The organism is Microcoleus sp. K4-B3 (genome assembly GCF_036704615.1).
Taxonomy (GTDB): domain Bacteria; phylum Cyanobacteriota; class Cyanobacteriia; order Cyanobacteriales; family Microcoleaceae; genus Microcoleus.
Genome location: NZ_JAUBSF010000021.1, coordinates 37,451 through 61,944 on the forward strand (window position 1 = coordinate 37,451; position 24,494 = coordinate 61,944).

At 47.6% G+C, this 24,494-nt stretch carries 21 protein-coding genes; 11 read left to right on the forward strand and 10 right to left on the reverse strand.

Annotated features, from left to right (window positions below; all coding sequences use genetic code 11):
* Positions 1–267: 267 nt before the first annotated feature.
* The 6 genes from QUA78_RS12230 to QUA78_RS12255 all read left to right on the forward strand — a co-directional run bounded on the left by QUA78_RS12230 (position 268) and on the right by QUA78_RS12255 (position 6,539).
* Positions 268–816 (forward strand): inorganic pyrophosphatase, encoded by a 549-nt coding sequence (locus tag QUA78_RS12230; RefSeq protein WP_333301926.1) that lies wholly within the window; start codon positions 268–270, stop codon positions 814–816.
* A gap of 158 nt (positions 817–974) precedes the next feature.
* Complete coding sequence (locus QUA78_RS12235; protein WP_333301925.1) at positions 975–2,318, forward strand: serine/threonine-protein kinase; 1,344 nt, start codon at positions 975–977, stop codon at positions 2,316–2,318.
* Positions 2,319–2,338: 20 nt separating this feature from the next.
* Positions 2,339–3,706, forward strand: coding sequence for a serine/threonine-protein kinase (locus QUA78_RS12240; protein ID WP_333301924.1), 1,368 nt, complete (start codon positions 2,339–2,341; stop codon positions 3,704–3,706).
* Between the two features lie 247 nt (positions 3,707–3,953).
* Positions 3,954–4,466 (forward strand): inorganic diphosphatase, encoded by a 513-nt coding sequence (locus QUA78_RS12245; RefSeq protein WP_006634582.1) that lies wholly within the window; start codon positions 3,954–3,956, stop codon positions 4,464–4,466.
* Between the two features lie 521 nt (positions 4,467–4,987).
* The gene (locus QUA78_RS12250; RefSeq protein WP_333301885.1) at positions 4,988–5,896 is read left to right on the forward strand and encodes an MBL fold metallo-hydrolase; all 909 of its coding nucleotides are present in this window, start codon (positions 4,988–4,990) and stop codon (positions 5,894–5,896) included.
* A 73-nt stretch (positions 5,897–5,969) separates the two neighbouring features.
* Positions 5,970–6,539 (forward strand): diheme cytochrome C, encoded by a 570-nt coding sequence (locus QUA78_RS12255; protein WP_333301884.1) that lies wholly within the window; start codon positions 5,970–5,972, stop codon positions 6,537–6,539.
* Positions 6,540–6,651: 112 nt separating this feature from the next.
* Here the strand turns inward: QUA78_RS12255 and QUA78_RS12260 are convergent, their stop codons facing one another.
* Entirely contained in the window at positions 6,652–7,965 is a 1,314-nt protein-coding gene (locus QUA78_RS12260; RefSeq protein WP_333301883.1) for a hypothetical protein, read from the reverse strand.
* A gap of 371 nt (positions 7,966–8,336) precedes the next feature.
* Positions 8,337–8,717 (reverse strand): hypothetical protein, encoded by a 381-nt coding sequence (locus QUA78_RS12265; RefSeq protein ID WP_333301882.1) that lies wholly within the window; start codon positions 8,715–8,717, stop codon positions 8,337–8,339.
* 368 nt (positions 8,718–9,085) lie between these two features.
* Here QUA78_RS12265 and QUA78_RS12270 point away from each other — a divergent pair, with 368 nt between their 5' ends.
* Positions 9,086–9,565, forward strand: a complete 480-nt coding sequence (locus QUA78_RS12270) for an HPP family protein (protein ID WP_333398819.1) — start codon at positions 9,086–9,088, stop codon at positions 9,563–9,565.
* A gap of 136 nt (positions 9,566–9,701) precedes the next feature.
* On the opposite strand, the gene QUA78_RS12275 is transcribed toward QUA78_RS12270, so the two are convergent.
* The 4 genes from QUA78_RS12275 to QUA78_RS12290 form a co-directional block, all read right to left on the reverse strand.
* The gene (locus tag QUA78_RS12275; RefSeq protein ID WP_333301880.1) at positions 9,702–9,989 is read right to left on the reverse strand and encodes a hypothetical protein; all 288 of its coding nucleotides are present in this window, start codon (positions 9,987–9,989) and stop codon (positions 9,702–9,704) included.
* Positions 9,986–10,858 carry a phosphodiester glycosidase family protein gene (locus QUA78_RS12280; RefSeq protein ID WP_333301879.1) on the reverse strand — a complete coding sequence of 291 codons (873 nt, stop codon included), beginning with the start codon at positions 10,856–10,858 and terminating at the stop codon, positions 9,986–9,988. Before QUA78_RS12280 ends, QUA78_RS12275 begins: the two co-directional genes overlap by 4 nt.
* A 257-nt stretch (positions 10,859–11,115) precedes the next feature.
* The gene (gene ppc / locus QUA78_RS12285) at positions 11,116–14,241 is read right to left on the reverse strand and encodes a phosphoenolpyruvate carboxylase (protein WP_333301878.1); all 3,126 of its coding nucleotides are present in this window, start codon (positions 14,239–14,241) and stop codon (positions 11,116–11,118) included.
* A gap of 397 nt (positions 14,242–14,638) precedes the next feature.
* The gene (locus QUA78_RS12290; RefSeq protein ID WP_333301877.1) at positions 14,639–14,863 is read right to left on the reverse strand and encodes a hypothetical protein; all 225 of its coding nucleotides are present in this window, start codon (positions 14,861–14,863) and stop codon (positions 14,639–14,641) included.
* 556 nt (positions 14,864–15,419) lie between these two features.
* Between QUA78_RS12290 and QUA78_RS12295 the strand changes: the two genes are divergently transcribed.
* The 4 genes from QUA78_RS12295 to QUA78_RS12310 all read left to right on the forward strand — a co-directional run bounded on the left by QUA78_RS12295 (position 15,420) and on the right by QUA78_RS12310 (position 22,829).
* Positions 15,420–18,938, forward strand: coding sequence for a hypothetical protein (locus QUA78_RS12295; RefSeq protein WP_333301876.1), 3,519 nt, complete (start codon positions 15,420–15,422; stop codon positions 18,936–18,938).
* A gap of 106 nt (positions 18,939–19,044) precedes the next feature.
* Positions 19,045–21,918 (forward strand): zinc-dependent metalloprotease, encoded by a 2,874-nt coding sequence (locus QUA78_RS12300; protein WP_333301875.1) that lies wholly within the window; start codon positions 19,045–19,047, stop codon positions 21,916–21,918.
* 159 nt (positions 21,919–22,077) lie between these two features.
* Positions 22,078–22,506, forward strand: a complete 429-nt coding sequence (locus QUA78_RS12305) for an element excision factor XisH family protein (RefSeq protein ID WP_333301874.1) — start codon at positions 22,078–22,080, stop codon at positions 22,504–22,506.
* Entirely contained in the window at positions 22,482–22,829 is a 348-nt protein-coding gene (locus tag QUA78_RS12310; protein WP_333301873.1) for a XisI protein, read from the forward strand. The genes QUA78_RS12305 and QUA78_RS12310 overlap by 25 nt, the downstream gene beginning before the upstream one ends.
* A gap of 50 nt (positions 22,830–22,879) precedes the next feature.
* Here QUA78_RS12310 and QUA78_RS12315 read toward each other — a convergent pair whose 3' ends face one another.
* The 4 genes from QUA78_RS12315 to QUA78_RS12330 all read right to left on the reverse strand — a co-directional run bounded on the left by QUA78_RS12315 (position 22,880) and on the right by QUA78_RS12330 (position 24,395).
* Positions 22,880–23,209, reverse strand: a complete 330-nt coding sequence (locus tag QUA78_RS12315) for a DUF433 domain-containing protein (protein WP_333301872.1) — start codon at positions 23,207–23,209, stop codon at positions 22,880–22,882.
* Between the two features lie 65 nt (positions 23,210–23,274).
* Entirely contained in the window at positions 23,275–23,412 is a 138-nt protein-coding gene (locus QUA78_RS12320; RefSeq protein ID WP_333301871.1) for a hypothetical protein, read from the reverse strand.
* A gap of 19 nt (positions 23,413–23,431) precedes the next feature.
* On the reverse strand, positions 23,432–24,055 hold the full coding sequence (locus tag QUA78_RS12325) for a Uma2 family endonuclease (RefSeq protein WP_333301870.1): 624 nt from the start codon (positions 24,053–24,055) through the stop codon (positions 23,432–23,434).
* Between the two features lie 133 nt (positions 24,056–24,188).
* Positions 24,189–24,395 carry a hypothetical protein gene (locus tag QUA78_RS12330; RefSeq protein WP_333301869.1) on the reverse strand — a complete coding sequence of 69 codons (207 nt, stop codon included), beginning with the start codon at positions 24,393–24,395 and terminating at the stop codon, positions 24,189–24,191.
* Positions 24,396–24,494: the final 99 nt, after the last annotated feature.

The window sequence follows — 24,494 nt, forward strand, 5'->3', positions numbered from 1 at the left end:
TCGCCCTACCTGTTTCGTTCGCACTACCTACCGCAACAAACTTAGCACTTCTAGTATTTGAAGCGCTTAAAAATAGTTAGGACTTGCGGCAGCGTTAGCCGGTTTCTGAGAAAAATCTTGGAGAAAGGCTACGAAACATCCGCTCAAAAACCGGGTTTCTCAGTCCGCCCGGGTAAGTCTTAATAGCGTTAGCGGCTCCTAAAAAGAGCTTTCTTCGCAGATAGTCAATGTTCTAGTCTTAGATATAGAAAATCACTAGCGTCAGTTATGAATAATTGGAATTCGCAATCGGGAGATGTTGAGTGGGTAGATCAGGTTTACCAACTATTGCTGGAGATTGCTCGGAGCTCCCTGTCAGATATCCCCAGAATCCCGGAAAATATCACTGTTAAGGCCATCCCTCTGATCCAGAAGGTACAAAGCATTCAACAAAGACCTGACGGGCAAGTGTTCAAATCAGGTTCCTTTTCAGTAAACGATCGCGAATGGGTCGATAGAGTCTGCCAACTATTGGTAGAACTAACCAGCGCGTCTTTGTCCGAACAGCCCAAAATGCCGGAAAACCTTGCAGGCAGATCTTTAGCCCTGGCCGATAGAGCACAAAAAATTAAAGAAGATATCGAAGAAAATGCAGCCCAAACCCCAGTAGATGAAGATGACAATTCTTTACAGTCTCCAGACGCGCTGCTTTCCCTCTTGCACCACAGTTTGAAAGCTCAGCGCGCCAAAAGCTACAACCCCGAAGCCCCCGAATGGCAGCAAGTCTTGAGCCTGCTCGACGTAGTGCAGTCAATTTACAAGCAAATCCAAAATTAAATTCAAGCTTAACTCAGGCGCGTCTTTATTGTGCGATATCGCTGGCTCTTAAAGGCGGTTGGTCTGTGACAGAAATTTTTTTGCTGTAGCCCGAACATTTCCGATTATTGCACTTTTGTCAACTACACTAGGTTTAATCGGTTCTAGGGCAAGAGAACATGAGAGGAGAAAACATCGGCGATTTGTCAAAAGAAATATTAGCCGATCGCTATCAGTGCGATCGGCGGCTCGGCAAGCAAGCAGGAAGGCAAACTTTACTCGCCCGCGACTTAAAAACCCAACAGCAAGTAGTAGTCAAACTCCTCTCATTCAGCAGCGACTTTAACTGGGAAGACTTAAAACTGTTCCAGCGAGAAGTCGAAACCTTAAAATCCCTATCCCATCCCGCAATTCCCCGATATCTCGACTCCTTTGAAATCGACACCCCCAACCGCAAAGGATTCGCCCTAGTTCAGACTTACATCGCAGCCAAATCCCTACAAGAATATCTCTCAGACGGCCGCACCTTCAGCGAAAGCGAAGTCAAACAATTAGCCACAGCATTATTAGACATCCTCGCCTACCTGCACCAGCGACAGCCCCCGGTGATTCACCGCGACATTAAACCCAGCAATATTTTACTCAAGAATCGATCGGGTAACAGCGTCGGGGAAGTCTACCTAGTCGATTTCGGTGCAGTTCAAACTCTAGCAACCCAACAAGGGAAAACAGTAACCGTTGTCGGAACTTATGGCTATATGCCGCCCGAACAATTTGGCGGGAGGGCCGTTCCCGCTTCCGACTTGTACAGCTTGGGAGCAACATTAATCGCCTTAATTACCAAGCAGCATCCAGCCGATTTGCCGCAGCAAGATTTGCAGATCGAATTCGAGCAATTCACCCAACTGAGTCCCGGTTTTACCAATTGGCTGAAGTGGATGACACATCCCAGTTTAGAGCGCCGTCCCGCCTCAGTCCAGATTGCAAAAGAAGTTCTCGAAAAACCACAGACAATAAATAAATATTCCCTGCCATTGAGACAGGGAAAAACCGTGACCACCTTTAGCTTGTTCAAGAATGCGATCAGGCTTAGCACTGCGGCAGGAACTATAGCTGTAGGAATTTGTGCAGCATTTTACGCTACCTTTATGTTCCCGATTCTGGGGACAATTGCGGGAGGAATCCTCGGCTTTTTTCTCGGCGCGCTGCTGGGTTTGGAGAACGGAATTATCATCTCACTTGTGACGATCGTGTGGTTTTTTCCCCTAACTAATCCCCAACTTCACCGACAGGTTTTAACTGCGATAGGTATGGCAATCTGTACTTTTACAAGCATTCTCTTTATGAAGACGCTCGGTTTGGAGTCTCTTTTTTTTGGCCCTGGGGACGATACGTTTAGTTATGTACCCTCATTGACTGATTATATTTTTGTAGTTGTGGCACCATCGCTCATTGCAGGGCTATCAATGGGGATAGGTAGCAAGTCTTTTGCCCGGTGGTATCAAAAAGAAAGTGGACTTTAATTTAAATTAAGGGAAAAAACATGACTGGCAAAATATTAGCAGAACGCTACGAAATGCAGCGGCAACTGGGAAAAAAAACTGGCCGCCAAACACTGCTAGCTCGCGATTTGGAAACTCTAGAATTAGTTGTCATCAAACAGCTATTCCTCGGCAGCGATTTTGAATGGCAAGACCTCAAGCTATTTGAACGGGAAGCGGAAACTTTAAAAACGCTTTCTCACCCAGCAATTCCCCGCTACCTCGATTACCTGGAAATTGACGAACCAGACAGTAAAGGATTTGCCCTGGTACAGACTTATGTAAAGGGAAAAACTTTGGAAGAGCATTTGCGTTCCGGGCGTACTTTTAGCGAAATTGAGGTGAAAGAATTAGCGAAATCGCTGTTAGAAATTTTGATTTATTTGCACGAGCAAAAGCCGCCTGTCATTCACCGCGATATTAAACCCAGCAATATTTTACTGCACAGCAGATCCGGTCACTCGGTGGGACAAGTTTATTTGGTTGATTTTGGTTCGGTGCAGAACCAAGCTGCCAAATTTGGCGGCACAATTACAGTAGTGGGAACTTACGGATATATGGCGCCGGAACAATTTGGCGGGCGCTCGGTTCCGGCTTCTGACCTCTACGGTTTAGGTGCAACTTTAGTTTATTTGGTAACGGGTTTGCATCCCACAGAACTTTCGCAGCAGGATTTGAAAATTCTATTTGCCGATCGGGTAACGCAACTAAATCCTAATTTAATTGATTGGCTGGAGTGGATGACAGAACCGAGTTTGGAAAAACGGTTATCTTCGGCTGGGGAAGCATCGAACTCGCTCGCAAATCCCCGCGAGATATCCAAAAGTATTATGCCCGTGCAGCCGCGAGGCAGCGATATTAAATTAACAAAAAATTCGGAGTTGATAGAGATTGTAATTCCGCCGCATGGATTCGCTTTTGATTGGGTTTCCATACTTTCGGGTGCGGTTGCTGCGAGTATCGCATTGTGGACTAATTATTACCAAAGTCCGATAAATCCATTGGTTTTGAGGATGATATCAGGAAGTTTATTAGTAGCGGCTGGAGTAATGTCGATATTTGCACTATTTCGGGAATTGCATCTGGTAATCGATCGCCAGCAAATCTCCTATAGCAGCCATCTGCTGGGGTTGAGATGGAATCATTCCAAGCCAGCCCGCAGACAGGACATTTGCCAGTTGGAAATTGAACAAATTGGATACAAAGTTTCTCACATGATTATTCAAATCGGCAACCAAAAATATCGACTAGGAGTGAAGCAGGGGCTAAGTGAATCAGAAATCGAGTGGTTAGCGACAGAACTAAGCCAGTGGTTGGGATTGAAAATTCAAAGAACTTTGACAGACGGTAAAAAGAATATATCGATGTGAAAATATCTCTCTATCGCCAAAACAAAGCATTACCCTCTCAATGTGTGGGATGCGTTCCGCCCCTCCGGTGTATTTTCACAGCAGGTGGGACACCCCACAAGCCTCATCCTCAAATTGTGTAACCCCGATCGCCCCCGCTTTCTCTCAATCTCATGCAGCCGGAAGACCCGATCGCCCGTAAAATGCTATCAAAGGGATTTGGCAAGTAGCACTCATCCCAATCATCTGTTAACTTGGAGATATTGTTGTGGACTTATCGCTAATTCCGGCACAGCCGAAACCAGGACTGCTCAACGTCCTCATCGAAATTACGGCCGGTAGCAAAAACAAGTACGAATTTGATAAAGACTTGCAAGCCTTTGCTCTCGATCGGGTGCTTTCTTCCTCAGTCCAATATCCGTGCGACTACGGCTTCATACCCAATACCTTAGCCGATGATGGCGACCCCCTCGACGGCATGGTGATGATGGATGAGCCCACATTTCCAGGGTGCATAATCGCAGCCCGTCCGATCGGAATGCTGGAAATGATCGATGGAGGTGACAGGGACGAAAAACTTTTGTGCGTTCCCGACAAAGACCCCCGCTATGCTCACTATAAGTCCCTCAAAGACGTAGCCCCCCACCGCTTGGACGAAATAGCCGAATTTTTTAGAACCTACAAAAATTTGGAGAAAAAAGTCACGGAAATTCTGGGTTGGCAAGATGTCGATCAAGTCATGCCCTTAGTGGAAAAGTGCATCGCAGCCGATCGCAAATAAGCCCCTAGCCCGCACTCCTCGACTGCAACCCGACTAAAAACTCAGGAGGCCGAACTTAAGGCTACCGCTGCACGTCTAGGGATGTAGTCGAGGAACGGGTAGCTAGAAGGTCAAATCAGTCGTCAATGCCGAGTCACCTGAACGGCATTCCTCAAAACCCCGCCCCGACCCCAATCTTGAAAACAATACTACTCCTAGAGTAATATTAAGCGCAAATTATACCCCTGGGAAATGCGTTCTACGTTTGAGGAAATTTTACCCTAACACTTAGATAGATCGGCGCTATCTTAATCTCAGAACACAGAACACGCCGGGCAGCCCGCAGGGTGCAAAAAATAATCTCTCCAGCGTGACATCTCCTACACCAACCGGTACGGTTTAGGCTTTTAATAGCCCAAGTGTTGGGCACTCGGATGGTTCCCCGATAAAGCGCTTTATAGTACGGATTGCTAAAAACTAAAAACTAAAAACTAAACACTAAGATTTCAACTCCCAAGTTCCTGCCGCCAAAACTAAAAAAAATGCCAGATTCCGCACCCTCTCTACCCAATCCACAGCCTTCCGATCGCAAAGCCACTATGGAAAATAGTCCTTTGACCGAGTTTGTCATTCAGTTCTGGGGCGTGCGGGGCAGCATCGCCACCCCCGGCACCAAAACACTGCGCTACGGAGGGAACACCTCCTGTGTAGAAATGCGCTTGGGCAAAAAACGCCTGATTTTTGACGGCGGCACGGGTCTGCGAGTTCTAGGTCTCAACCTGCTGCGGCAAATGCCGGTGGAAGCCCATATGTTTTTCAGCCATACTCACTGGGATCACATTCAAGGGTTTCCGTTCTTTACTCCCGCCTTTATTCCGGGGAACTGCTTTCACATTTACGGTGCGATCGCCCCCAACGGCACTACAATCAAACACCGTCTTGCCGACCAAATGCTGCACCCCAATTTTCCCGTCCCCATCCAAGTGATGCAGTCAGACCTCAAATTCAACGATTTGACGCCTGGGGATATTCTAGAACTCGACGATGTGAAAATAGAAACGGCACTGCTGAACCATCCCAACACCGCGATCGGATACCGAGTCACCTGGGAGGGACACACAGCGGTCTACTGCACCGATACAGAACATTTTCCCGATCGGCTGGATGACAATGTGGTACACCTAGCTCGCGACGCCGACGTGCTGATTTACGACGCTAACTACACCAACGAAGAGTATTACGACTTCAAAACCCCAAAAGTCGGCTGGGGACACTCGACTTGGCAAGCAGGAGTAGAAATAGCGAAAGCTGCTGGAGTCAAAAAAATCGTGATGTTTCACCACGATCCGGGTCACGACGACAATTTTCTCGATCGCGTAGAAGCAGACGTGCAGGCCGCGTTCGCCAATGGCTGCTTGGCCCGCGAAGGCATGAGCATACCAGTGATTTAGGCAACAAATCAATGCAGGCTCAAAAACACCGCCGACCGAAGGCAAAAATTAGCAGCGAGAAGGCAGAAACACCATGAACCACAAAAACCCCCCCAAGAAGCGTCGCTCTCGTGGCTTGCGGGGGCTTTACTCAACTTTGCTGGTGTTAATAATTGTCTGCTGTACCGGAGGCGGATGGGTAGCAGCCCAGACAGCCGGGTCCAACACTCCGGCGCGACTTGCTCAAGTCTCTGCAATTGAGGATAATGGCACTGTCGATCGCATCCCCGAACGCTACCAACTCGGACAGCAACTGTACCTAGAAAACTGCGCCACCTGTCACATCGGTTTACCGCCGCAAGTCTTACCTACAGAAACCTGGCGCCGGTTGCTGCAAGATTCCCAACACTACGGGCAAACCATCAAACTGCTAGTAGACCCGCCCCGTCTGCTAGTCTGGAACTACCTGCAAACTTTTTCCCGTTCCCAAGCCAAAGACGAAGAGCTCGCCTATCGAGTCGCTAACTCTCGCTATTTCAAAGCTCTGCACCCCAAAGTCAAACTGCCACAACCCGCAAATATCAGCAGTTGCGTTACTTGTCACCCCGGCGCGTCTCAATACAATTTCCGCAAGCTTACCGCCGAGTGGCAAAACTCTCCGTAGGGAATGCAGGACTTACCCACAAACTATTGAGTAGGGGGGTTATGCGGGCTGATTGGGTGGTGGGTTTATCCGTCGAAAGCGGATGAGGAGATTTTTTGATTAGTTAGCTGACTTAGCCTTCTTCTTCCATCACAGTTCCCTTGAAATATGGGTAAGGGTTCAAGTCGAATTCCTGTCCGTGTAATTGAAAAAGCTTTTTCTTGATTTCTTTGTGTTCTTCTTTTGCTTTTCGGCGCTTATATACCTGATCATTTTTTTCAATTTCCTCAATCAAAAACACTATTGCCTCTTTATCAAAGAATTTAAGGTAAGGAGATATGGCTTCCTGAAATCGAGAGTCTGCCTCATCAAATCCTCTGCTAGCACAGTAATAACTAGATAGTATGTGACAAAATAAATGTTGCCACTCTTTTGTATCAGCTATCTCAAGCAAATCTTTTAATTCTCCCTTGGTAAAATTGAAGTTAATATCGTTTTCTATCAAAGATAAGATGTCTTGATAGTGTTTCTCTAAATTATTCTTTACAAACCATCCCCAGATTTTGCTTGTGTTAGTAGTTTTAACATTATGCTGTATTTTAAGTTTCGCATCTTCATTAAGAAGATCATAAATTTTAGGATTTTTTGACAAATAAATTACTAAATAATCCAAAGTGAGCGGAATCGATGAAACATCACTATAATAGTCTTTCTCTCCTTTTATTTGGTTGAGAATACTTTCGGGCTTCCGATTTCCGATTACCTCAAGTGTTCGCAAATTGATAACTCTGTTTTTTATGCACTCTTCGTTGTCCGCCTTAAATACCAACTTCCACAAAGTTCTATAAATAGAAAGTTCAACTTCAGGTTTAAGTCTACTTAAATATCGACTTTCTACATATCTTTTTACTTTTTGTCTAGTATTAAGTGCTGGCGCTGATTCCGCAATATCCTCTAAAAATTCCTTAGTTATTTTTTTCGTGTAGAAAGGTGGCTTTATAAGCAAATCCTCCAGAGTATTTCTAATCAGCGCCCTCACAATTTCTTTGTTAGGTGTATGTAATTGTCTATCTGAGTCTAATATAGGGTGAGCGGATAGATGGCGTTGCTGTTGAAGATATACCAGATTTGCATATTCTGAGTTATCCAACAGATTTGTATGTTCATGGGTATGCTTAATCAGTTTAAGTTCCCAAGAGGATGATTTGGAATCCTGGTTTTGTAATGTTGTAAGCTCATCAAGAATTGATTTTGCAACTGCGTCTTGATATAAATCAACAAGATACTGAAGTTTATACACTATGTCACAAACAGCGACAGACCAAAGCATTACCACTGCGGAACGATAGTTGCCATTGTGGTACGAAGATAGAACTTCTTGAAAATAATCTTTTGTCTTGCCGTAATGTATTTTTTCGGAAAGATTTTCTAAAGAGAATTCTAACATTACAAATAATTTCCTCAATTATAGCTTTCTGGTGAAACAGCTAAGAGCATTTCACATTTTCTTCTTTCGCTTCTTTTTGTTCTAATAAGCTCATTAATTTCTGAGCAGCATCACCCTAATTATAAGGCGATCCAACACGATAATCAGCCCCATTATCCAATGGTTTTAACATTTCTTCTTTCGCCAATTCAGCCATTAATAACTGCATTATTTGAAACTTCTCAGAAGGGGATAACTGCCGAAGTTGGTCTAATAATTCAAGATTTGAAATAAAAGGCCATTGAATTCATTTCTCCATTTTACCACGACTTTGACATTTAAACCACTCCCAAACATCTTGGTTTTAACTCTTTATCTGCGTTCATCTGCGTTTATCGGCTCCATCTGCGGTTAAAGCTCAAACACAAACTAAACAGGCAAAACAGTTCAGAAAAACTAATTTCAATCTCAGGAAAAGCTAGCATTCTAATCGCAGCATTATCTGCAACAACTATCTCAGATTGATAGCCTCCCGGTGCAGGATTCCGGTAAATATATGCCTCCCGTGCCTTGCAGATTTCCGAACTCTGGCTGCAACAGTAGGTCAACGCGAAATACCAGCAGGTGGAGAAAAAAGTGCCAGTGCGCCCAAAGCCGAAACGCCGTCTGAGGATGCAGATGGATGAGCTATCGTCCTTGGTGAACCACTTCCGGCAACAAGCAGTGGGTTTGGGCATCGGCTGGCCACACCCGCTCTCCAAGTCGGCGTTCATATTGGAGAGCGCAACTGGGCATCCGCTGGCTGTTTGTGGCAGGCGCGGCAGAGGCTTTACCGTCAATGTGCGGTGGTCGGAGCGTGATTTATGGTCAGGCTATGCAGAGGTTTTACCCAGTAAACGACACCGTGCAGTGGGCAAAGAAACTGGTTAGCTGCTCCTTGAGTGGCATAGAAGTAAAAAATCTGTGCCTTTAACTACTTTTTGACAAATTGTTATGATATCTTAACTTTACCGGAGGCTAGTTCAGACAATTTAAGAAGCTTGGTTATCAAGTAACCTGATTTATGATTGACAGTAAAAAAATTCGACTGAAATGGGAAAGTTATTGCTTTAAAACCTTTGGGAGATGGCGATCGTGTTCATTGACCTGCCCAGTAGACAGACCTCATCCTCGGCATATTTTTTGGAGTTGGATTGGCAGCTTTTTGGCAATTACTGCAACGTCCTATCTTGCTGTAAAAACTAATTCTCCTTTACTAATGGCTCCGTTTGGCGCTACAAGCGTTCTGATTTTTGGTGTCCCTGACAGCCCTTTGGCTCAACCCCGGAATGTCATTGGGGGCAATTTCTTAGCTGCTCTCACCAGTTTAATAATTCTGCAATTTCTCGGTTCTTCTCCCTGGGCCATGGGAATGGCTGTTTCTAGTGCGATCGGAATTATGCAGATTACCAGAACTCTACATCCGCCTTCGGGAGCAGTTGCCTTAGTCGTCATGATGACCAAACCAGACTGGAAATTTTTGCTAACACCTGCTTTTGAGGGATCAATAATCTTGGTCTTGTGCGCCGTAATCTTTAATAATTTAGCCGCAGACAGGACGTATCCCAAGCACTGGTTATAGCATTGTCTCTAATTCTCTCATCCTTCCCTCGGGAGCACTACCCAAAATCGGGATGCTCCCTCGATTCCTTCTTCCTTCTTTCTTCCATCCGTTACATCCCGATTCAGTGCGCGTTGCCGAACTTCCTTCTGCTAAATCAATCAAAAAAAACGGACGGATCGGGGGAAGGTCGAGATCCCTTTTGAAAGCGTTCCCAGGACTGCTTTAACTGAGCCGGCGCCGGATATTCGCGATCGTAAACCACCAGGACATTCGTCAAATTCCGTCCCGGCGGCAATAAAATCTGCCCCTGATGAGCCAAACCCACCGAAGCGCCTCCGTCCAAATTCATCGCTTCAAAACAGCCGTAGCTTGCGGGGCGGGACGCCATCGCCTGCATAACCTTAGCTTCTGCTTCCAAAGACAAACTATCAAGAAAAGTCACCAAAAATAACTTATCTCTGGAAGCTGGAAAGCCGATCGCCGTTCTCGAACCCACCCCAAAACATGAGCATCTTTAAAACCTTCCGATAAAGGAGACAGCCCAACTTTCCCCCCTTTAACCAATCTCGGCCCGCAAGTCAGAGAAAACCAATGTTGACTCCAATCCGGCTTACCTTCGATTCTAGCCGTCACCATTTCCAATTGATTTCCGGCTTTAATTCCCAAAGTCGTGCCGTAATTTTCCCATCGGCTGTATTTTAGAAACTTACCCGCCGCCACCATATTTCCCAGCACAGATTTCTGCTCATCTTTACCAAAAAAAGTCCCGTTAGCAACAATAGCAGCCCGGTAACGCGCCACCATATTTTCAAAAGGTTCATCGCCCCGCGTTACTTTAGAAGTATTTGCAAAATCTGCATTATTAGCTAACCCAATTGTGATATAAATTTCCGGGTCGGCGAGGTCAATAGTTGTGAGATAAAAACTGGCGCCAGCTACATTTTGGCTGCTGAGTTGTACAGGTTTTGCTTGCTTAGCAGAACTTTTGATAATTTGAGGTTGAGACGGCTGCGCTGCGGGAGAATTTTCTGGCGATTTTACAATAGGATTACTCGGCAGAGGTTGATTGGTTTTTCCAGATTTTATAATGGGATTGTTAGCGAGAGGTTGAAGAGTTTGATTTGATTGTATAGTTGATAAAAAAGCGAGTGACTTTTGCCACAGTTGACCCGCAAGAGTAAAGAAGCTATCTCGGTTTTGGGCGATCGCAAAATAGTCAGCCGCAACCCGCGCCAAAGCGATGCCCGTTAAAAATAAAAAAGTGCGCCGCAGCATCGGGCGACAACCTTCAGACTGTTTGCGTTTAGACATAAAAAAATCTCACCTAGGATAGCGAACAGTTTTCTATGGCTGTGACTACAATGGGCGCGCGAATTCTGAAACCACCAGTAGCAGGGTGCGCTAGAGCGCACCTCACCACTAATTCAAAACTCAAAACAATTTCCGGCGTTGCTGAATACAGCTAGGAATTCAAGATTTCCCAATTGCTATAAGCCCGCTTGAGGGTGAGTTTTGTAACTTCAAGCGACAAGTTGATTCATACCGTGAATCAGCAACGCCCAATTTCCCTAGCCCGTATTCCGCATCCCCGCAGCAATTCCATTAATCGTCAGCAGAGCTCCCCGCAACAATTCACCCTTGCTGTAACGCGAGTGAATCACCCCCGGAACCCCGCCACTACCGTGCTGCCGCAAGCGTTTCAGCAGCGAAACCTGCAACAAACCCAAAGGCACAATCGTAGCATTTCGCAACTGCACCGAACGCTGCAATGCCGGATCTCCGTCCAACAAACGCTGGTGTCCCGTAATAGTTAAAACCAAACCCCGAATCAAATGAAATTCGGCAGCAATTTGCTCAAATAAAGTCTGAAAACGCTCCTTGTCAGCCGGCAAAGCTAACTCCTGCACGTAGTGTTCTGCAATCTGCAAATCTACCTTAGATAAAGTCATTTCCACCTTAGAAATTACCATTCTAAAAAACGGCCATTTCAAGTAGAAATACTGCAAAAGTTTCAAATGTTCTTCCGGTTCCTCCAGCAAAAACTCTTGCAAAGCTGTGCCGACACCGTACCAAGAAGGCAGCAAAAAGCGGCTTTGAGTCCAGCTAAACACCCAGGGAATTGCTCGCAAACCGCTGATGTCTTTTTTGCCACCGCGACGCGCGGGGCGAGAACTAATCTGCAACTGGCTGATTTCTTGAATTGGGGTAACTTGGTGGAAGAAATCGACTAAATCCGGCTGTTCGTAGATTAAATGGCGGTAGTGCGATCGCGATCTCACCGACAACTCCTCCATAATCTCATTCCAAGGGTCGATGCCATCAAAACCAGTGTGCAGCAAACTAGCTTGAATTACCGCCGCCGCCACAGTTTCCAAATTGTAAAGCGCCAACTCCGGCAAAGAATATTTAGAAGCCAAAACCTCGCCTTGTTCGGTAATCTTAATTCGCCCGCTAATACTCTTTCCAGGCTGAGCTAAAATTGCCTTGTAAGCAGGCCCGCCACCGCGCCCTACAGAACCGCCTCGGCCGTGAAAAATCCGCAATTCTACATTGTATTTTTCCGCAACCATTTGCAAAGCCTTTTGAGCTTTGTGGATTTCCCAATTGCTGCTGAGGAAACCAGAATCTTTATTGCTGTCGGAATAGCCCAGCATCACTTCTTGCAATTTGAGAGTTTCGATTGAGTCTTTGAGATTTTCTTCACTTTTTTCCGCTAGTTCCTGCGCGTATCCTCCTGTTAGCAAAGCTCTATAAAGTGGCAGATCAAAGATTTGCTGCATTACTTCCGGCGCTTTTTTTAAATCTTCCACCGTTTCAAACAGGGGAACTACTTGAATGCTGCTAATTCCTGTAGCCGGATCGTAAAGTCCTGATTCTTTTGCTAACAACAAAACCGCCAGTAAATCGCTGACATCGTGGCTCATGCTGATGACGTAAGTTTCGCAAATTTCCGGACCAAACTCCTGCTGCATTTGCCGCAATATTCGGAAGGTATTAATCGTCTCGCAAGTTTTGGGAGAAAAGGGCAATTCTGCGGGAATTAAAGGGCGACGAGTTTGCAGTTCAGTTGCGAGCCAAATAATTCGATCGCATTCCGACATTTCATTGTAAGATTTGGGCAAAATTTGCAAGTATTCAGCAATTTCGCTCAAAGCGTCGGAGTGTACTGTTGACTCTTGGCGGATATCTAGGTAAGCCAAGTTAAACCCGTAAATTTCTACTTGGCAGAGCAGATTTTCCAAATCCCGACAGCTCAAACCTGTTTCAACTAAATTGTGCTCGATGAGCTGCAGTTCGGTCAAAAACTCAGCGCCCGATCGATAAAGGCCGGTCATTCCGGGATGTTCCGACAAAGCTTCGCGCTCCCGCTGCAACTCGTCTCCTTTGTAGAGCCGCCAATTGCGATCGCGCGTATTTTCCAGCCGCTGCAGCACGTAAGCCAGCTTCAACCGATAAGGTTCTTGGCGGTAGCGGATCGCCCACTGCTCGTAAACCTCCGGAAATTCCGATCTGTCGCGATCGAGAGATTCGAGCAATTCCGGCAGCACGTCGCTCCAGTGCAGCGACAAACTCAAAAGTTCGTTCAGCCGCTTCACCGCGCCGATGTATTTTTCTAGCACTAAGTGGCGCTGATAGCAAGCCGTTTGCCAAGTAACTTTCGGAGTCACAGAAGGGTTGCCGTCCCTGTCGGAACCCACCCAAGAACCGAACTTGCAAAAATTGTAACTAGGCGCTTTCAGATAAGGGTAAGAAGCGTGCAGAGCTTGCTTTAAGCGGTGGTAGAGTTCGGGAATAGCATCAAACAGAACTTCCTCAAAGTAGTGGAGAGTGTATTCCACCTCGTCAAGGACAGTCGGCTTGAATTGGTGCAGTTCGTCAGTGCGCCACCAGAGGCGAATTTCTTCCATCAGTTGCTCTTGGAGAGCGGCCGCTTCCCAGCAAGACACCGGGTAGGGGCTTGGAGAGTCGCCCCCGAACACCTGAAATTTCTCGTCAACTTGGTCTAGCTGTTGGAGAATCTTCGCCATTCGCCGCTGCTTGGTGCGGATCGTGTGGCGGACAATTTCCGTCGGGTGAGCGGTGAATACCAAGCGGATGTCCAACTGATCGATCAAGCGCTGGATTTGCTGGCTAGGCACGTTCAAGCGCAGCAGCATGGGAAACAGTTGGTGAAAAGTTCCGGCATCTCGGGCGATCGTCTCGCTGCTGTCTGCCTTGCTCAGAGCCGTTTGGGCGGGGCCTGGGCCTTCCCTGTGGCGCGGGCGATCGGGGGCATCCGTTGCTTGTCCCGGCAGCTTAGAAAACATCCGCCCACCAGCGTCGTTACTGCTAGAGTAAGCTAGCTGTTGGTCTCGCTGTTCGTAGTGCTGTTCGACAATGTTGATCAACTGGAAATACAGTGCAAAAGCCCGAGCAGCGCGAATGGCGGCGTTGAGGTCGAGCTTTTCTATTAGCTGTGCGACATTCGACTCGCGAAAGTTAGTGGCCTGTCCCTCGGCGGAATTGACCGATCGCATTTGTTGGAGCAAATCCACCAATTCCTGCCCGCACTCCTGTCGCAGCACCGATTCCCACAAGTCCTCTACTACTTTGAGGCGATTGCGCAGAAACAGGTCTGATTTTGAGTAAGCGGGAGAATGGGAAATAGATGTTGCATCAATAGCCTGTTCTGAAGACTGGAGGACTGAACTCATCGGGCTGTTCCTCAATAGCTGCGGGTGTCAAGAAAATTGTATGGTTTAGTTTCGCCTAAAACACTTTTGTTTGCAGTCAAATTTGAGACAACTTATTGCAACGTAGAAAGTAGAAGGCACTTATGTACAAGGTATAAAGAAAGACCAATTTTAACAGCACGGATTTTACCGATTGTCAAGCTTTAAGATTGGTTAACCTGCGATTTTAGATTTTCGGCGCGAGACGTTCGGCGAGCACTGAGTCGAACAATTTTAGATTTACTCCAAAGATGAATCTGGGAGGTTGAACTAGGGTTGACAATTTTGATCTCTCCCCGACAGGAGTCGGGGCTGGTATCCGTTTTTGGGCTGGGTAAAAAAAATTAACTTCTAGTTGCAGCATCCTTCCTTGGGCATTCTAGTCCTGTGATTGAGGAAAGTTGAGCACGGGGAGGCGCGAGCCGCGAAAGACTTCTTCGCTTTCAACGCCGATCGACGCAACAAACTCAGCAGCAGCTTTAGCCACCACCAAGCCGCCCAGCATGGGTAAGGCGACCAAGCTCAATAAAATTTCTGAGGGAACTGGCAACTTTGGACTGTTAGGTGTTTGAGTTTTGAGCAAGTCTTGGTTTTCCGATGGCATAAATTCCTCCTGTGTCAATCCGTAATCCTCAGTTTACAAGGCAAATAATCATCTTGACTGCTGCCTTGTGACTAATGACTTCTGATATCAAATCCGGTGACATCCGAATGATATCCTGCAAGCGATCGTCCCCGCGTAGGCCAGCCTAGACATATCGGGCGAGCTCTTAAGCTCGCACTCGGAAAAAACGCTTTGTATAAAATCGGGATACTCTCCGAATATCGAGCGTGCGACTGTCTCCGCGCAGCTAAGCGAAACCACAGCACTACAATCCGAAAATGATTATTCCGATGCAAACGGAAACGGTATCAGGAATAACGAATAACTTCTTGCTAGGCTTAATTTGGGTCTATCTGTGCCAAAATGTCGAGGTAGTATTATCAAAACACTATTCCCCAACGGATCGAAGCCGAGGGATACAAGGCAAGACACTAAGTCCAGCACGGCTTAAACCAAATAAAACGGTTAGGCTCGGCAAATAAAATAATTGTCTGTAAAATCTGTAACTGTGCTATTTCTAGAAAACAAAACCAGCTTTGGCAAAATTTAGAGTTTCATGTTGAATGCGAACGGGAGCATATTGGCAGATAATCGATCGAGCGCGTCGCAGTGGGCGCAAGAAGCTTTAGGGCTTCCCGAAGTTCAAGTACAAGCGCGTTTGCGGGGAAATCACCTGCACATTTTGTGCGAAGCAGCGCAGTGTCCGTCTCAAGAATTGGTGACGGCGAGATTTACCAACGCCCTCGAACAAACTGATTTAACGCGACTGCTGCCCGATCGACCTAAAATTTACCAGTTGTTTCTGTGCGGCCGCAAACTCGGTTCCCGACAAAATGACTGGACAGTCCGGCTCGATTGCAGCAGTCCCCAGCGACACCAACAGCCACAGCAACCGGAACCAAAAGTTGCCGAAGTGCCGCCGCCAGAGAGTCCCGCCGACGGCGAACCGCCAGCAAGCCCTAAAAAAGGCGGATTTTTCGGCAAATTCAAGAATGAAAACCGCAAACTCAAAGAGACACCAAAACCGGTAGAAACAGCGGCCCACCCGCCGCAAGTACGGGAAGAACTTGATTTTGACGCCGAAAGTCTTCCCATCGCCTCGCGGATTCAATACCCAGAAGCTTTTGAAACTTCCCCCGTGACGATCGACACTTCGGCTGCTGCGACGCGGGAAGCTTTTAGTTCCGCCGTTCCCCCGCAGCACAAAGCGAACCGCGGCGCGGTGGCTTTGATTCAATCCCCCGAAGCCGACTCAGGCGAGGGCGATCGCGGTGGAACATTGACGGTTTCGCCGGAAACTTTGGCGCGCCGGGGCTATCCAGATGCGATCGCCAGCTATCTCAGCGAAATCCTCGGGCCGATGGGAGTTTCGGTGAAAGTAAGCATTCGCGAAAAAGAACTCAAAAGCAGCCGGGAAAACCTGCCGGCTCAGGCGCCAGAAAATATCAAGCCCAAGGAACGCCGGCTGCTGGTGCTGTGCGAGTCAGCTTACAGCCCCGACCCTTCGTTGCTGGCAGAACCCATCGCCGGCCGGCTGCGGAAACTGCAACTAGAGGATTTCCGGGAAGCACTGATCGGCAGCCAAGTGAGCGGCGAAGCGAAGCCGGACTGGCTGCTGCGGGTGGATTTGACTTCGCCGGACAAAATTCTCAAGGAATGGGCCAGGTGGGGAGACGTACCTGCGATCGCCAAACTGCTAAACCAACACTTGGCAGCATCGAGAGTCGAAGTGCGGGCCACCCTCAAAGAAGCAACCCTCCACCTGTTTTGCAGCAAAACTGCCAAAAAAGGACAAAAGCCTAAACGGCAAGAATACCCCGACAAGCAGCAAACCACCGACACGATCGCCCCTTTGTTAGCTTCCTTCGCGCCCCAAGGCATCCGCGCAGCTACTATCTACGGCGTAGAACCAGCCAAGGAATCTCAGGCGGCGCCGGAGTCGCCAGTGTGGATAGACTGGGTGGACTTGCCTGCTGCCCACCACCCCGACTTGGCTGCAAGCGCCAGAACGCTGGCGGCCGAGGGCGACCAATTGGCTCTGACTTTTTTAGCGAACAGGTTGCTCAACCCCAGTCTCAGGCGCAAGCTGGAAACAGGAGGGATTCGCGCTGTCGTGCTGCAAAAAGCCGACGTGCTGCACGTCATGACTGAAGCTCTGACTTGCCCTTCTCAGTCGAAGGTAGGGCCGCCGGTGGCTAAATTCTTGCGGCAGTTACAAATTCCGGGAGTGGCAGGGGTGCGAGTCTACGGGCGTCGCGCCGGCCAGAAAGTGCCGCTGTGGCGCTACGCAATTGACCTCAGAACGGCGGTTGACGAGGAATCAGCGGCGACTCCGGCACCGGCTCCCTCGCAATTGGCTGTCTTGGCAAAGGAACCTGTGCCCGAGTTTGCGGCGGATGATGGGGCTTTTTCGGGTTTGGGCGAGAATTTGGTGTTCGATGCGCCCGGGCCCAACTCCTGGCGGCCCCGCTTCAAAATCAGACTCCCCGGATACAATCTGGGCGAGCAGTTAGTTCAAGCTGCGGTGCAACCGCTTGTGGCTTCGGGTTTTTTTGTTCCCAACGATGGTTTGTCAACAAATGCTGCTGCGCCGGGGGGCGTGAGAGCCGATCGCGCCGCCGGCATGGCTTTGATTTGGGCGATCGCCGGCTGTCTGCTGACTTTCAATACCGATTGGCTCCTCGGTCTATTTCTGCAATCTGCGACGGTCAGTCAAGCTCCTAGCACTTCCGAAGTTTGCAGCGGCCCAAATTGTCAAAAGTCATCCCCCAAGGCTTTTGGCGACGTTACAGCCCGACTTCCGAACGAAACCGCGAACTCCGTTCCCCCTTCAGGGGAGGTAAATTTGCCTCGAATTCCGTTGCAGCCCTCGCCGGAAGCTAACCAGGAAGAGGCTTTCAATGGCTCTGGGTTTACGAAACCGGGAAATATTAGCGTTCCTGTAGCTGATGTTTCTGCTCCTCCGGTGTTCCCTACTTTGAGGAGCGAGCAGCTTGACGACCAGATAGCGCGCTATCAAGAGTACATCCACCTGCACAAAAAACCGCCGGATATTTTAATTGTCGGTAGTTCGAGGGCGCTGCGGGGTATCGACCCGGCGGTTTTGGAAACAGCTTTGGCAGCTTCCGGCTACCCGGGCCTGAGGGCTTACAATTTTGGGGTTAATGGAGCTACTCTCCAGGTTGTAGATTCGATCGTCCGCCGGATTTTGCCGCCGCAACAACTGCCAAAATTGCTGGTGTTGGCGGACGGGGCGAGGGCTCTCAACAGCGGGCGGCCGGATTTGACTTTTAGCGCGATCGCTTCTTCGGAAGGTTACAGGCAATTGTCCCGGGGTAGTTTTCTGATCCGCACCAATGAATTAGATGCCGAAGGATCGAAAGAGAGTGCCAACAATCCGGTGGCGACTGCCACTGAATTGGTGGACAATTTGGAACAAGCTCAAGCTAACGTTCAGCAATTGGTGAGTCAAAAGTTTGTGGAGGGTTCTGCAACTTACAAAAAGCGCGATCGGCTCAAAGGGTTTTTGCGATCGCTCGCCAATCCATCAGCCCCTGTTGCCACCGAGATCCCTCAAACCGCAGCCCTCGGCCCAGAAACAACGGAAAATGCCCAGCCAACTGCTGCGAGTAAACCAACCAGCGAGTTTCAACCAAATGGCTTTTTGCCGATCGATATACGCTTCAATCCTGATACATACTTTCAGAATCACCCGAAAGTATCTGGCTACTACGACTCCGACTATCAAGATTTTAAATTGATAGGCGAACAAGCTCTAGCACTCAAAAATCTGATCCAATTTACTAAGGTTCGCAACATCAATCTCGTGTTTGTGAATATGCCTCTGACCGAAGATTATTTAGACCCGGTGCGGACAGGTTACGAACAAGAATTCCGGCAATATATGCAACAATTAGCAGCTCAAAGCGGACTAATTTTCCTAGATAAGAGTTTATTGTGGCCCCAGGCGCGGGAATCTTTTTCCGACCCCAGCCACCTCAACCGTTACGGTGCTGTTGCAGTTTCTAAACGGTTGGCTCAAGATCCCATGATTCCCTGGCCAGCGAAACAATAGTTTTGAATTTTGAGTTTTGAGTTATTTTAGAAGTTAAACGATCCCAACGTTGCGAGTGCGGCGCGACTATCTCAAAACTATTCTTTCCTGCGGCTGGATACTGAAAATGAAAAGATTGATATTTCCTGAAAATAGCAAAAATACACAGATAAAAAGTGCCAGAAAAAATCTGCCTTTGATATTTTTTATATTATCTTTAGCATTTTTCTGTTGGAGTTTGTATAAAGGTTTCTTTTTACCTTTAGCTTTATCATCTGGGCCGCCCAGCAACGAACAAAGTAGCGAACAGCAAACTCTGGCGCCCTTTGAAGAGGTTGTCAAAGACGCAAAAAAGTTAGAGGGACTATTTACCCTTTACCGCAATCAAGCAACTAATAAAGTTTATCTAGAAATTACACAGCAACAACTAGACAAAAAATTCCTGTGTTTCGTGACATTGGCTTCGGGTTTGGGGGAAGGGGGCATTTTTAGCGGATTGCCGATCGGCGATTTCTTGTTTCAACTGCGCCGAGTCCAAAATAACGTGCAGTTTGTGATACCAAATATCAATTTTCGTACCAGTCCGGGCGACCCGCAAGCTGGTTCGGTGGAAAGGGCATTTAGCGAGTCGATTCTCTATTCTTTGCCGCTCAAAAGCATTCATCCGCAAAGACAAACTCTGCTGATCGATTTAGGCGATTTGCTGATGAGCGAAAAGCGCGACTTACCAGGGGTAAAAGCGATTTTGCCGATGATTTTGGGCGCTTCTTACTCGATCGATGAAGACAAGTCTTATTTTAAAGATGTTAAAGCGTTTCCGCTGAATGTAGAAATTGCTTCTATTTACGGTTTTTCTAGCGATAATGACAGCGCGGTTAACTATTTACCTTCGGTTCCTGACAGTCGGGCTTTTAACCTCCGCATTCACTACAGTTTCTCGGAAGTGCCGCTAAATAACGGCTACCGCCCCAGACTTGCGGACGAGCGAGTGGGCTATTTTCTGACAGCATATAAGGACTTTTCTGACAAGAGCAGCCGGGAGCCTTTTGTGCGCTATATCAATCGCTGGCATTTGCAAAAGCAAATCCCGACGGCGCCGATGTCGCCTCCGGTGCAGCCGATCGTCTTTTGGATTGAAAATAATGTGCCTGTGGAATACCGAAACGCAATTCGCGAGGGCGTTTTGGAGTGGAACAAAGCTTTTGAAAAGGCAGGTTTTACTGAGGCAATTCAGGTCAAACAAATGCCGGACAATGCTAAATGGGACCCGGCTGATGTTCGATACAATACTATTCGCTGGTCGAGTTCTTTTGAGCCTGAGTTTGCCGGGATCGGCCCGTCTCGCACTAACCCGCTGACGGGGGAAATTTTGGATGCTGACATTCTTTTGGATGCTAATATTGTCGGGCAAATCAAACAGGGATATCGATCTTTGGTCGAACAAAATCGATCGGTATCTAAGAGTTTTCAAGGGCGAAACAGTTCTAATACCAATCCCTGTCAGTTCGGGATATATTCTCGCTATTTGCAGGTGCTAGAAAATGGGGATTTAGGAAAAAGCAGCGGGGAAAATGATCGAGGTGGAATTGCTGATGATTTGCCGACTTTGGTAGAAAGATACCAAGAGCAAAAGCGATCGCCTTTATCGCGGTTGATGTCGAGTTCGGATATGTGTTTTGGGTTGGAATCTAGCCGGCAGTTTGCGATCGGGGCAATGTCGATGGATCTGTTGGAAAATGCAGCGCCTAGCAGTGGGGCGATTGACAATTATGTTAATGAATATATCCGATTTTTGACGGCCCACGAAGTCGGTCACACTCTCGGTTTGAGGCACAATTTTCACGGGAGTACGATGCTGCAACCTGAAGATTTGAACAATACTCAGGTAACTCGCACGCAAGGTATGATTGCGTCGGTGATGGATTATGTGCCGATTAATTTGGCACCGCAGGGAACTGTGCAGGGCGACTATTATCCAACGATTGTAGGGCCTTACGACGATTGGGCGATCGAGTACGGTTACAAGGTGATTGGCGGCGTAAACCCGAACAGCGATTTACCAGCGCTGCAACAAATTGCCAGCCGCGCTGCGGAACAGCAATTAGCTTACGCGCCGGATGAGGATTCTGTTGACATTCTCGATCCCGCTGCAAATACCTTCGATCTCAGCGCGAATATGCTGAGGTATTCGCAATGGCAATTGGATAATGCGAGGGCGATGTGGCAGCGTTTAGAAAAGCGAATTCCGGTTGGGGAAGACGGTTATAATGAACTGCGGGTGATGTTTGATTCGGTGTTCGGATATTATTTTCAGCAGGTGATGAATGCGACTTTGTATGTGGGGGGACAGTCGTTTAGCCGGATTCGCCCTGGAGATACTAATGCGAAGTTGCCGTTTGTGCCGATCGAACTTTCTCAGCAGCGAGAAGCTTTAGCAACATTAGAGAAGTACGTTTTTGCCCCGGATGCGTTTAGTTTTGCGCCGGAGTTGCTCAACAAATTGGCGCCTTCGCGCTGGGAACACTGGGGAAGTCCGGCTTTGGTGTTTCCTCTAGATTACCCGATCGGCGATCGAATTACTTTTTTGCAGCGGTTTGTGTTGCGAGTTTTGCTATCGCCGGTGCGCTTGGCGAGGCTGCGGGATGCGGAGTTGAAATCAGCACCGGAAACTGCTTTGAGGTTGCCGGAAGTGTTGGATACTGTGCAAAAGGATATCTGGAAAGAGGTTTTGCAGCCGGAAAAGAAGATGCAAATTTCAACTTTTCGGCGATCGTTGCAGCGGGAACATTTGGCGATTTTGATCGGAATGGTGCTGCGAAAAACGAATGTTCCAGAGGATGCGCGGAGTTTGGCTTGGTACGAGTTGCGGCAGTTGCGGGAGGGTTTGAGCAAGAGTATTCGGAATTTGGATCGGAATGCGGATGCTTATACGCGGGCTCATTTGGAGGAAACGCGCGATCGAATTTCTAAGGTTTTGAATTCGCAGATTCAATCGAATTAATTTGGGGGTTCATCACCTTTGTTTTTTACGAAAATATTTCGTTGCAGCCCGCAGATTCGGTAAAAAACCCGGTTTCTTATAATCTCAGTCAACTTAAAATAATTCGGAACTTGCGTCGTATACGATAGATAGACAGGGAAGCTAAAAAGAACAGCCCTTATGCCTGCCAAAGACCTTTATCACGATACTGTCTGCACCGCCCTCATCAAAGATGGCTGGACAATCACTCATGACCCACTGATTCTAAAAATTGGGGGCCGCTCGGTCTTTGTCGATTTGGGCGCCCAGAAACTAATTGCGGCTGAACGAGGGTCTGAAAAAATTGCGATCGAGATCAAAAGCTTTCTGGGCCCTTCGCCCATTAATGACCTCGAAAATGCTTGGGGGCAGTTCTTTATGTACGCCAGAACGCTGCAAAGACGAGAGCCAGAGCGTCGTCTATACCTAGCTGTTAATCGCAACACCTTTGAAACGTTGTTTAAAGAAGAAGCTGGGCAATTGCTGCTAGAAGAACCAGGTTTTCGCCTGATAGTTTTTGACCCAAACACGGAGGAGATTATCCAATGGCAACCGCAAATCAACCCGTAGACGAATGGCGTGAGACGTTGGAGAAAATTCTCCAATACTATGCGGATATTCCTTATACTTATGGGGATGTGATTACCTATGTGGTGGTCAGCCGCGATCGCAACCATTTTATGCTGATACATGAAGGTTGGGAAAATCATCTGCGAGTTCATGGTACTGTGGTTCACGCCGAAATCCGCCATGACAAAATCTGGATTCACTATGATGGGATTGAAGACGGCATCACTGACGAACTCGTCGCCGCTGGCGTGCCCAAAGACTGCATTGTTCTTGCTTTCCATCCACCGGAAGTCCGAGAGTATACTGGATATGCTCGCGCATAGCTTTTCGCCTTGACCGAGATTTTAGATAATATCAGCTTGGTAGCAAACATTCACGATCGCACCTGCTGTCTTGCTGCTTTAGCTGCCATCAGTTTGTTGTACAAAGCTGGATCGCTGGTGTGTAGAGGTTGAGGAATGGCATCAAATGCGGCTTCTTCGGCGGCTAGGTAAGCGTCGATTTCAGCGCGGTTTGCTAGATAAAAGGCGATCGCGCCATAAACCTGTTCCAGTGTCAGTAGTGGGAAAGACTGAACAATAGTTTCGGGCGATAATCCTTGTTGGAAAGCATAGGCGATCGAGTCAAGAGAAATCCGAGTTCCTTCAACCCAATAGGCATCATTCCGATACTCTATATAAGTTTTAACTGCTACAACTGGCATAATTTTTTTTAGACTCTAACTACTTCTTATTGTAGAGGGATTCGATCGCCACCAGCTTTGAACAACTAAGAGAGCGATCGCCCATCAATTGCCAAAACCTCCGTTATCTCTGACTTTAACCAAGGGGATGGTGGATTGCTATCGTAATCGATTAAATAATTGTATCCCAATTGCTCGTACAGTTCGTCAACTAACGATTGCAAGTCTAATAATTTGCAAACACTAAGCTTGTGTCATCGCAACGATTTGAGCGATAGTTAATACCAACTGAGGAAACGTTGGAGAAACAATAATGGCTTCTCCTTGATATCGCTGTGCCTGATATTCACCATCGATTAAGCGGTTGATGGTCACGGTAGACTGTTTTGGAGAACCAATATACTGAACGCCTCCCAACCCTGCATAATCAACGATCCAATACTCGAGGATTCCTAAAGTTTCATACTCATTCAATTTGATGCGGTAATCATCCCGCCAATTCGTACTGACAACTTCGATCGCCAACGGAGGTGGAATATAGGCAGCAGCAGAGGCAGAACTTTGACGCATTCTGACCCATTCTTCCTTGGCAAACACCACAATGTCGGCTTTACGACTCGATTCACTTTCGCCCGGGGCAGCGTTCAATCTGACTTGTTTACTTTGTCGAGGAACGTAGGGAAGGTTCAAGGATTGGCAATGATCTACCAAGAGACGACATAATCCATCGACGACATCCTCATGTTTGGCTGTGGGTTCACTCAGGGGCATGGCAACTCCATTGACTAGCTCAAATGACCTGCCTGACTCGTCATCCCAGTTGAGAAATTCCTCGAAGGAAAGGGTTTTTTGGGCGATCGCAACCATTGATATTAACCTTTTGCGTAGGTTGGCTCTCTGTTGTCTGTTTCTAGCTTAACGTGAGGTAGAGAGATAGATCGCTTCTCTTGTAGGGTGCGTTAACGAAGTATACCGTAAACTTTGACACCTCTTCTGGGTTTTACTGCCCGCGCCCTGGTTGGCAATCTACGAAACCTAATGCTTCTGTGTCGAGAAAACTGGCGATCGAAGTGGCGATCGTCGCTGCGATCGGATATTCAATTTCCGCAGCACGCGCAATTAGAGCCGCTTTAATTCGTTCTGGCAAACGTCCCAAAATAACTTCGACATCAGCAGGAGAAAGTTGTTCTTGAAGTTTAGCTTGCATGGCATTCACCTTTGGGTTGGAATTTGATAGATATATTCAAGCCACTACCCAACTCAGATTTAGCGGTCTAACGTTCGCGCTCACCGGACACAGACAAAC

What these genes read in the sequence shown, in the direction of transcription:
- QUA78_RS12230 (WP_333301926.1), top strand. Translation starts at nt 268, where the DNA reads ATGAATAATTGGAATTCGCAATCGGGAGATGTTGAGTGGGTAGATCAG.
- QUA78_RS12235 (WP_333301925.1), top strand. Translation starts at nt 975, where the DNA reads ATGAGAGGAGAAAACATCGGCGATTTGTCAAAAGAAATATTAGCCGAT.
- QUA78_RS12240 (WP_333301924.1), top strand. Translation starts at nt 2,339, where the DNA reads ATGACTGGCAAAATATTAGCAGAACGCTACGAAATGCAGCGGCAACTG.
- QUA78_RS12250 (WP_333301885.1), top strand. Translation starts at nt 4,988, where the DNA reads ATGCCAGATTCCGCACCCTCTCTACCCAATCCACAGCCTTCCGATCGC.
- QUA78_RS12255 (WP_333301884.1), top strand. Translation starts at nt 5,970, where the DNA reads ATGAACCACAAAAACCCCCCCAAGAAGCGTCGCTCTCGTGGCTTGCGG.
- QUA78_RS12260 (WP_333301883.1), bottom strand. Translation starts at nt 7,965, where the DNA reads ATGTTAGAATTCTCTTTAGAAAATCTTTCCGAAAAAATACATTACGGC.
- QUA78_RS12265 (WP_333301882.1), bottom strand. Translation starts at nt 8,717, where the DNA reads ATGAACGCCGACTTGGAGAGCGGGTGTGGCCAGCCGATGCCCAAACCC.
- QUA78_RS12280 (WP_333301879.1), bottom strand. Translation starts at nt 10,858, where the DNA reads ATGTCTAAACGCAAACAGTCTGAAGGTTGTCGCCCGATGCTGCGGCGC.
- ppc (WP_333301878.1), bottom strand. Translation starts at nt 14,241, where the DNA reads ATGAGTTCAGTCCTCCAGTCTTCAGAACAGGCTATTGATGCAACATCT.
- QUA78_RS12290 (WP_333301877.1), bottom strand. Translation starts at nt 14,863, where the DNA reads ATGCCATCGGAAAACCAAGACTTGCTCAAAACTCAAACACCTAACAGT.
- QUA78_RS12295 (WP_333301876.1), top strand. Translation starts at nt 15,420, where the DNA reads ATGTTGAATGCGAACGGGAGCATATTGGCAGATAATCGATCGAGCGCG.
- QUA78_RS12300 (WP_333301875.1), top strand. Translation starts at nt 19,045, where the DNA reads ATGAAAAGATTGATATTTCCTGAAAATAGCAAAAATACACAGATAAAA.
- QUA78_RS12305 (WP_333301874.1), top strand. Translation starts at nt 22,078, where the DNA reads ATGCCTGCCAAAGACCTTTATCACGATACTGTCTGCACCGCCCTCATC.
- QUA78_RS12310 (WP_333301873.1), top strand. Translation starts at nt 22,482, where the DNA reads ATGGCAACCGCAAATCAACCCGTAGACGAATGGCGTGAGACGTTGGAG.
- QUA78_RS12315 (WP_333301872.1), bottom strand. Translation starts at nt 23,209, where the DNA reads ATGCCAGTTGTAGCAGTTAAAACTTATATAGAGTATCGGAATGATGCC.
- QUA78_RS12325 (WP_333301870.1), bottom strand. Translation starts at nt 24,055, where the DNA reads ATGGTTGCGATCGCCCAAAAAACCCTTTCCTTCGAGGAATTTCTCAAC.
- QUA78_RS12330 (WP_333301869.1), bottom strand. Translation starts at nt 24,395, where the DNA reads ATGCAAGCTAAACTTCAAGAACAACTTTCTCCTGCTGATGTCGAAGTT.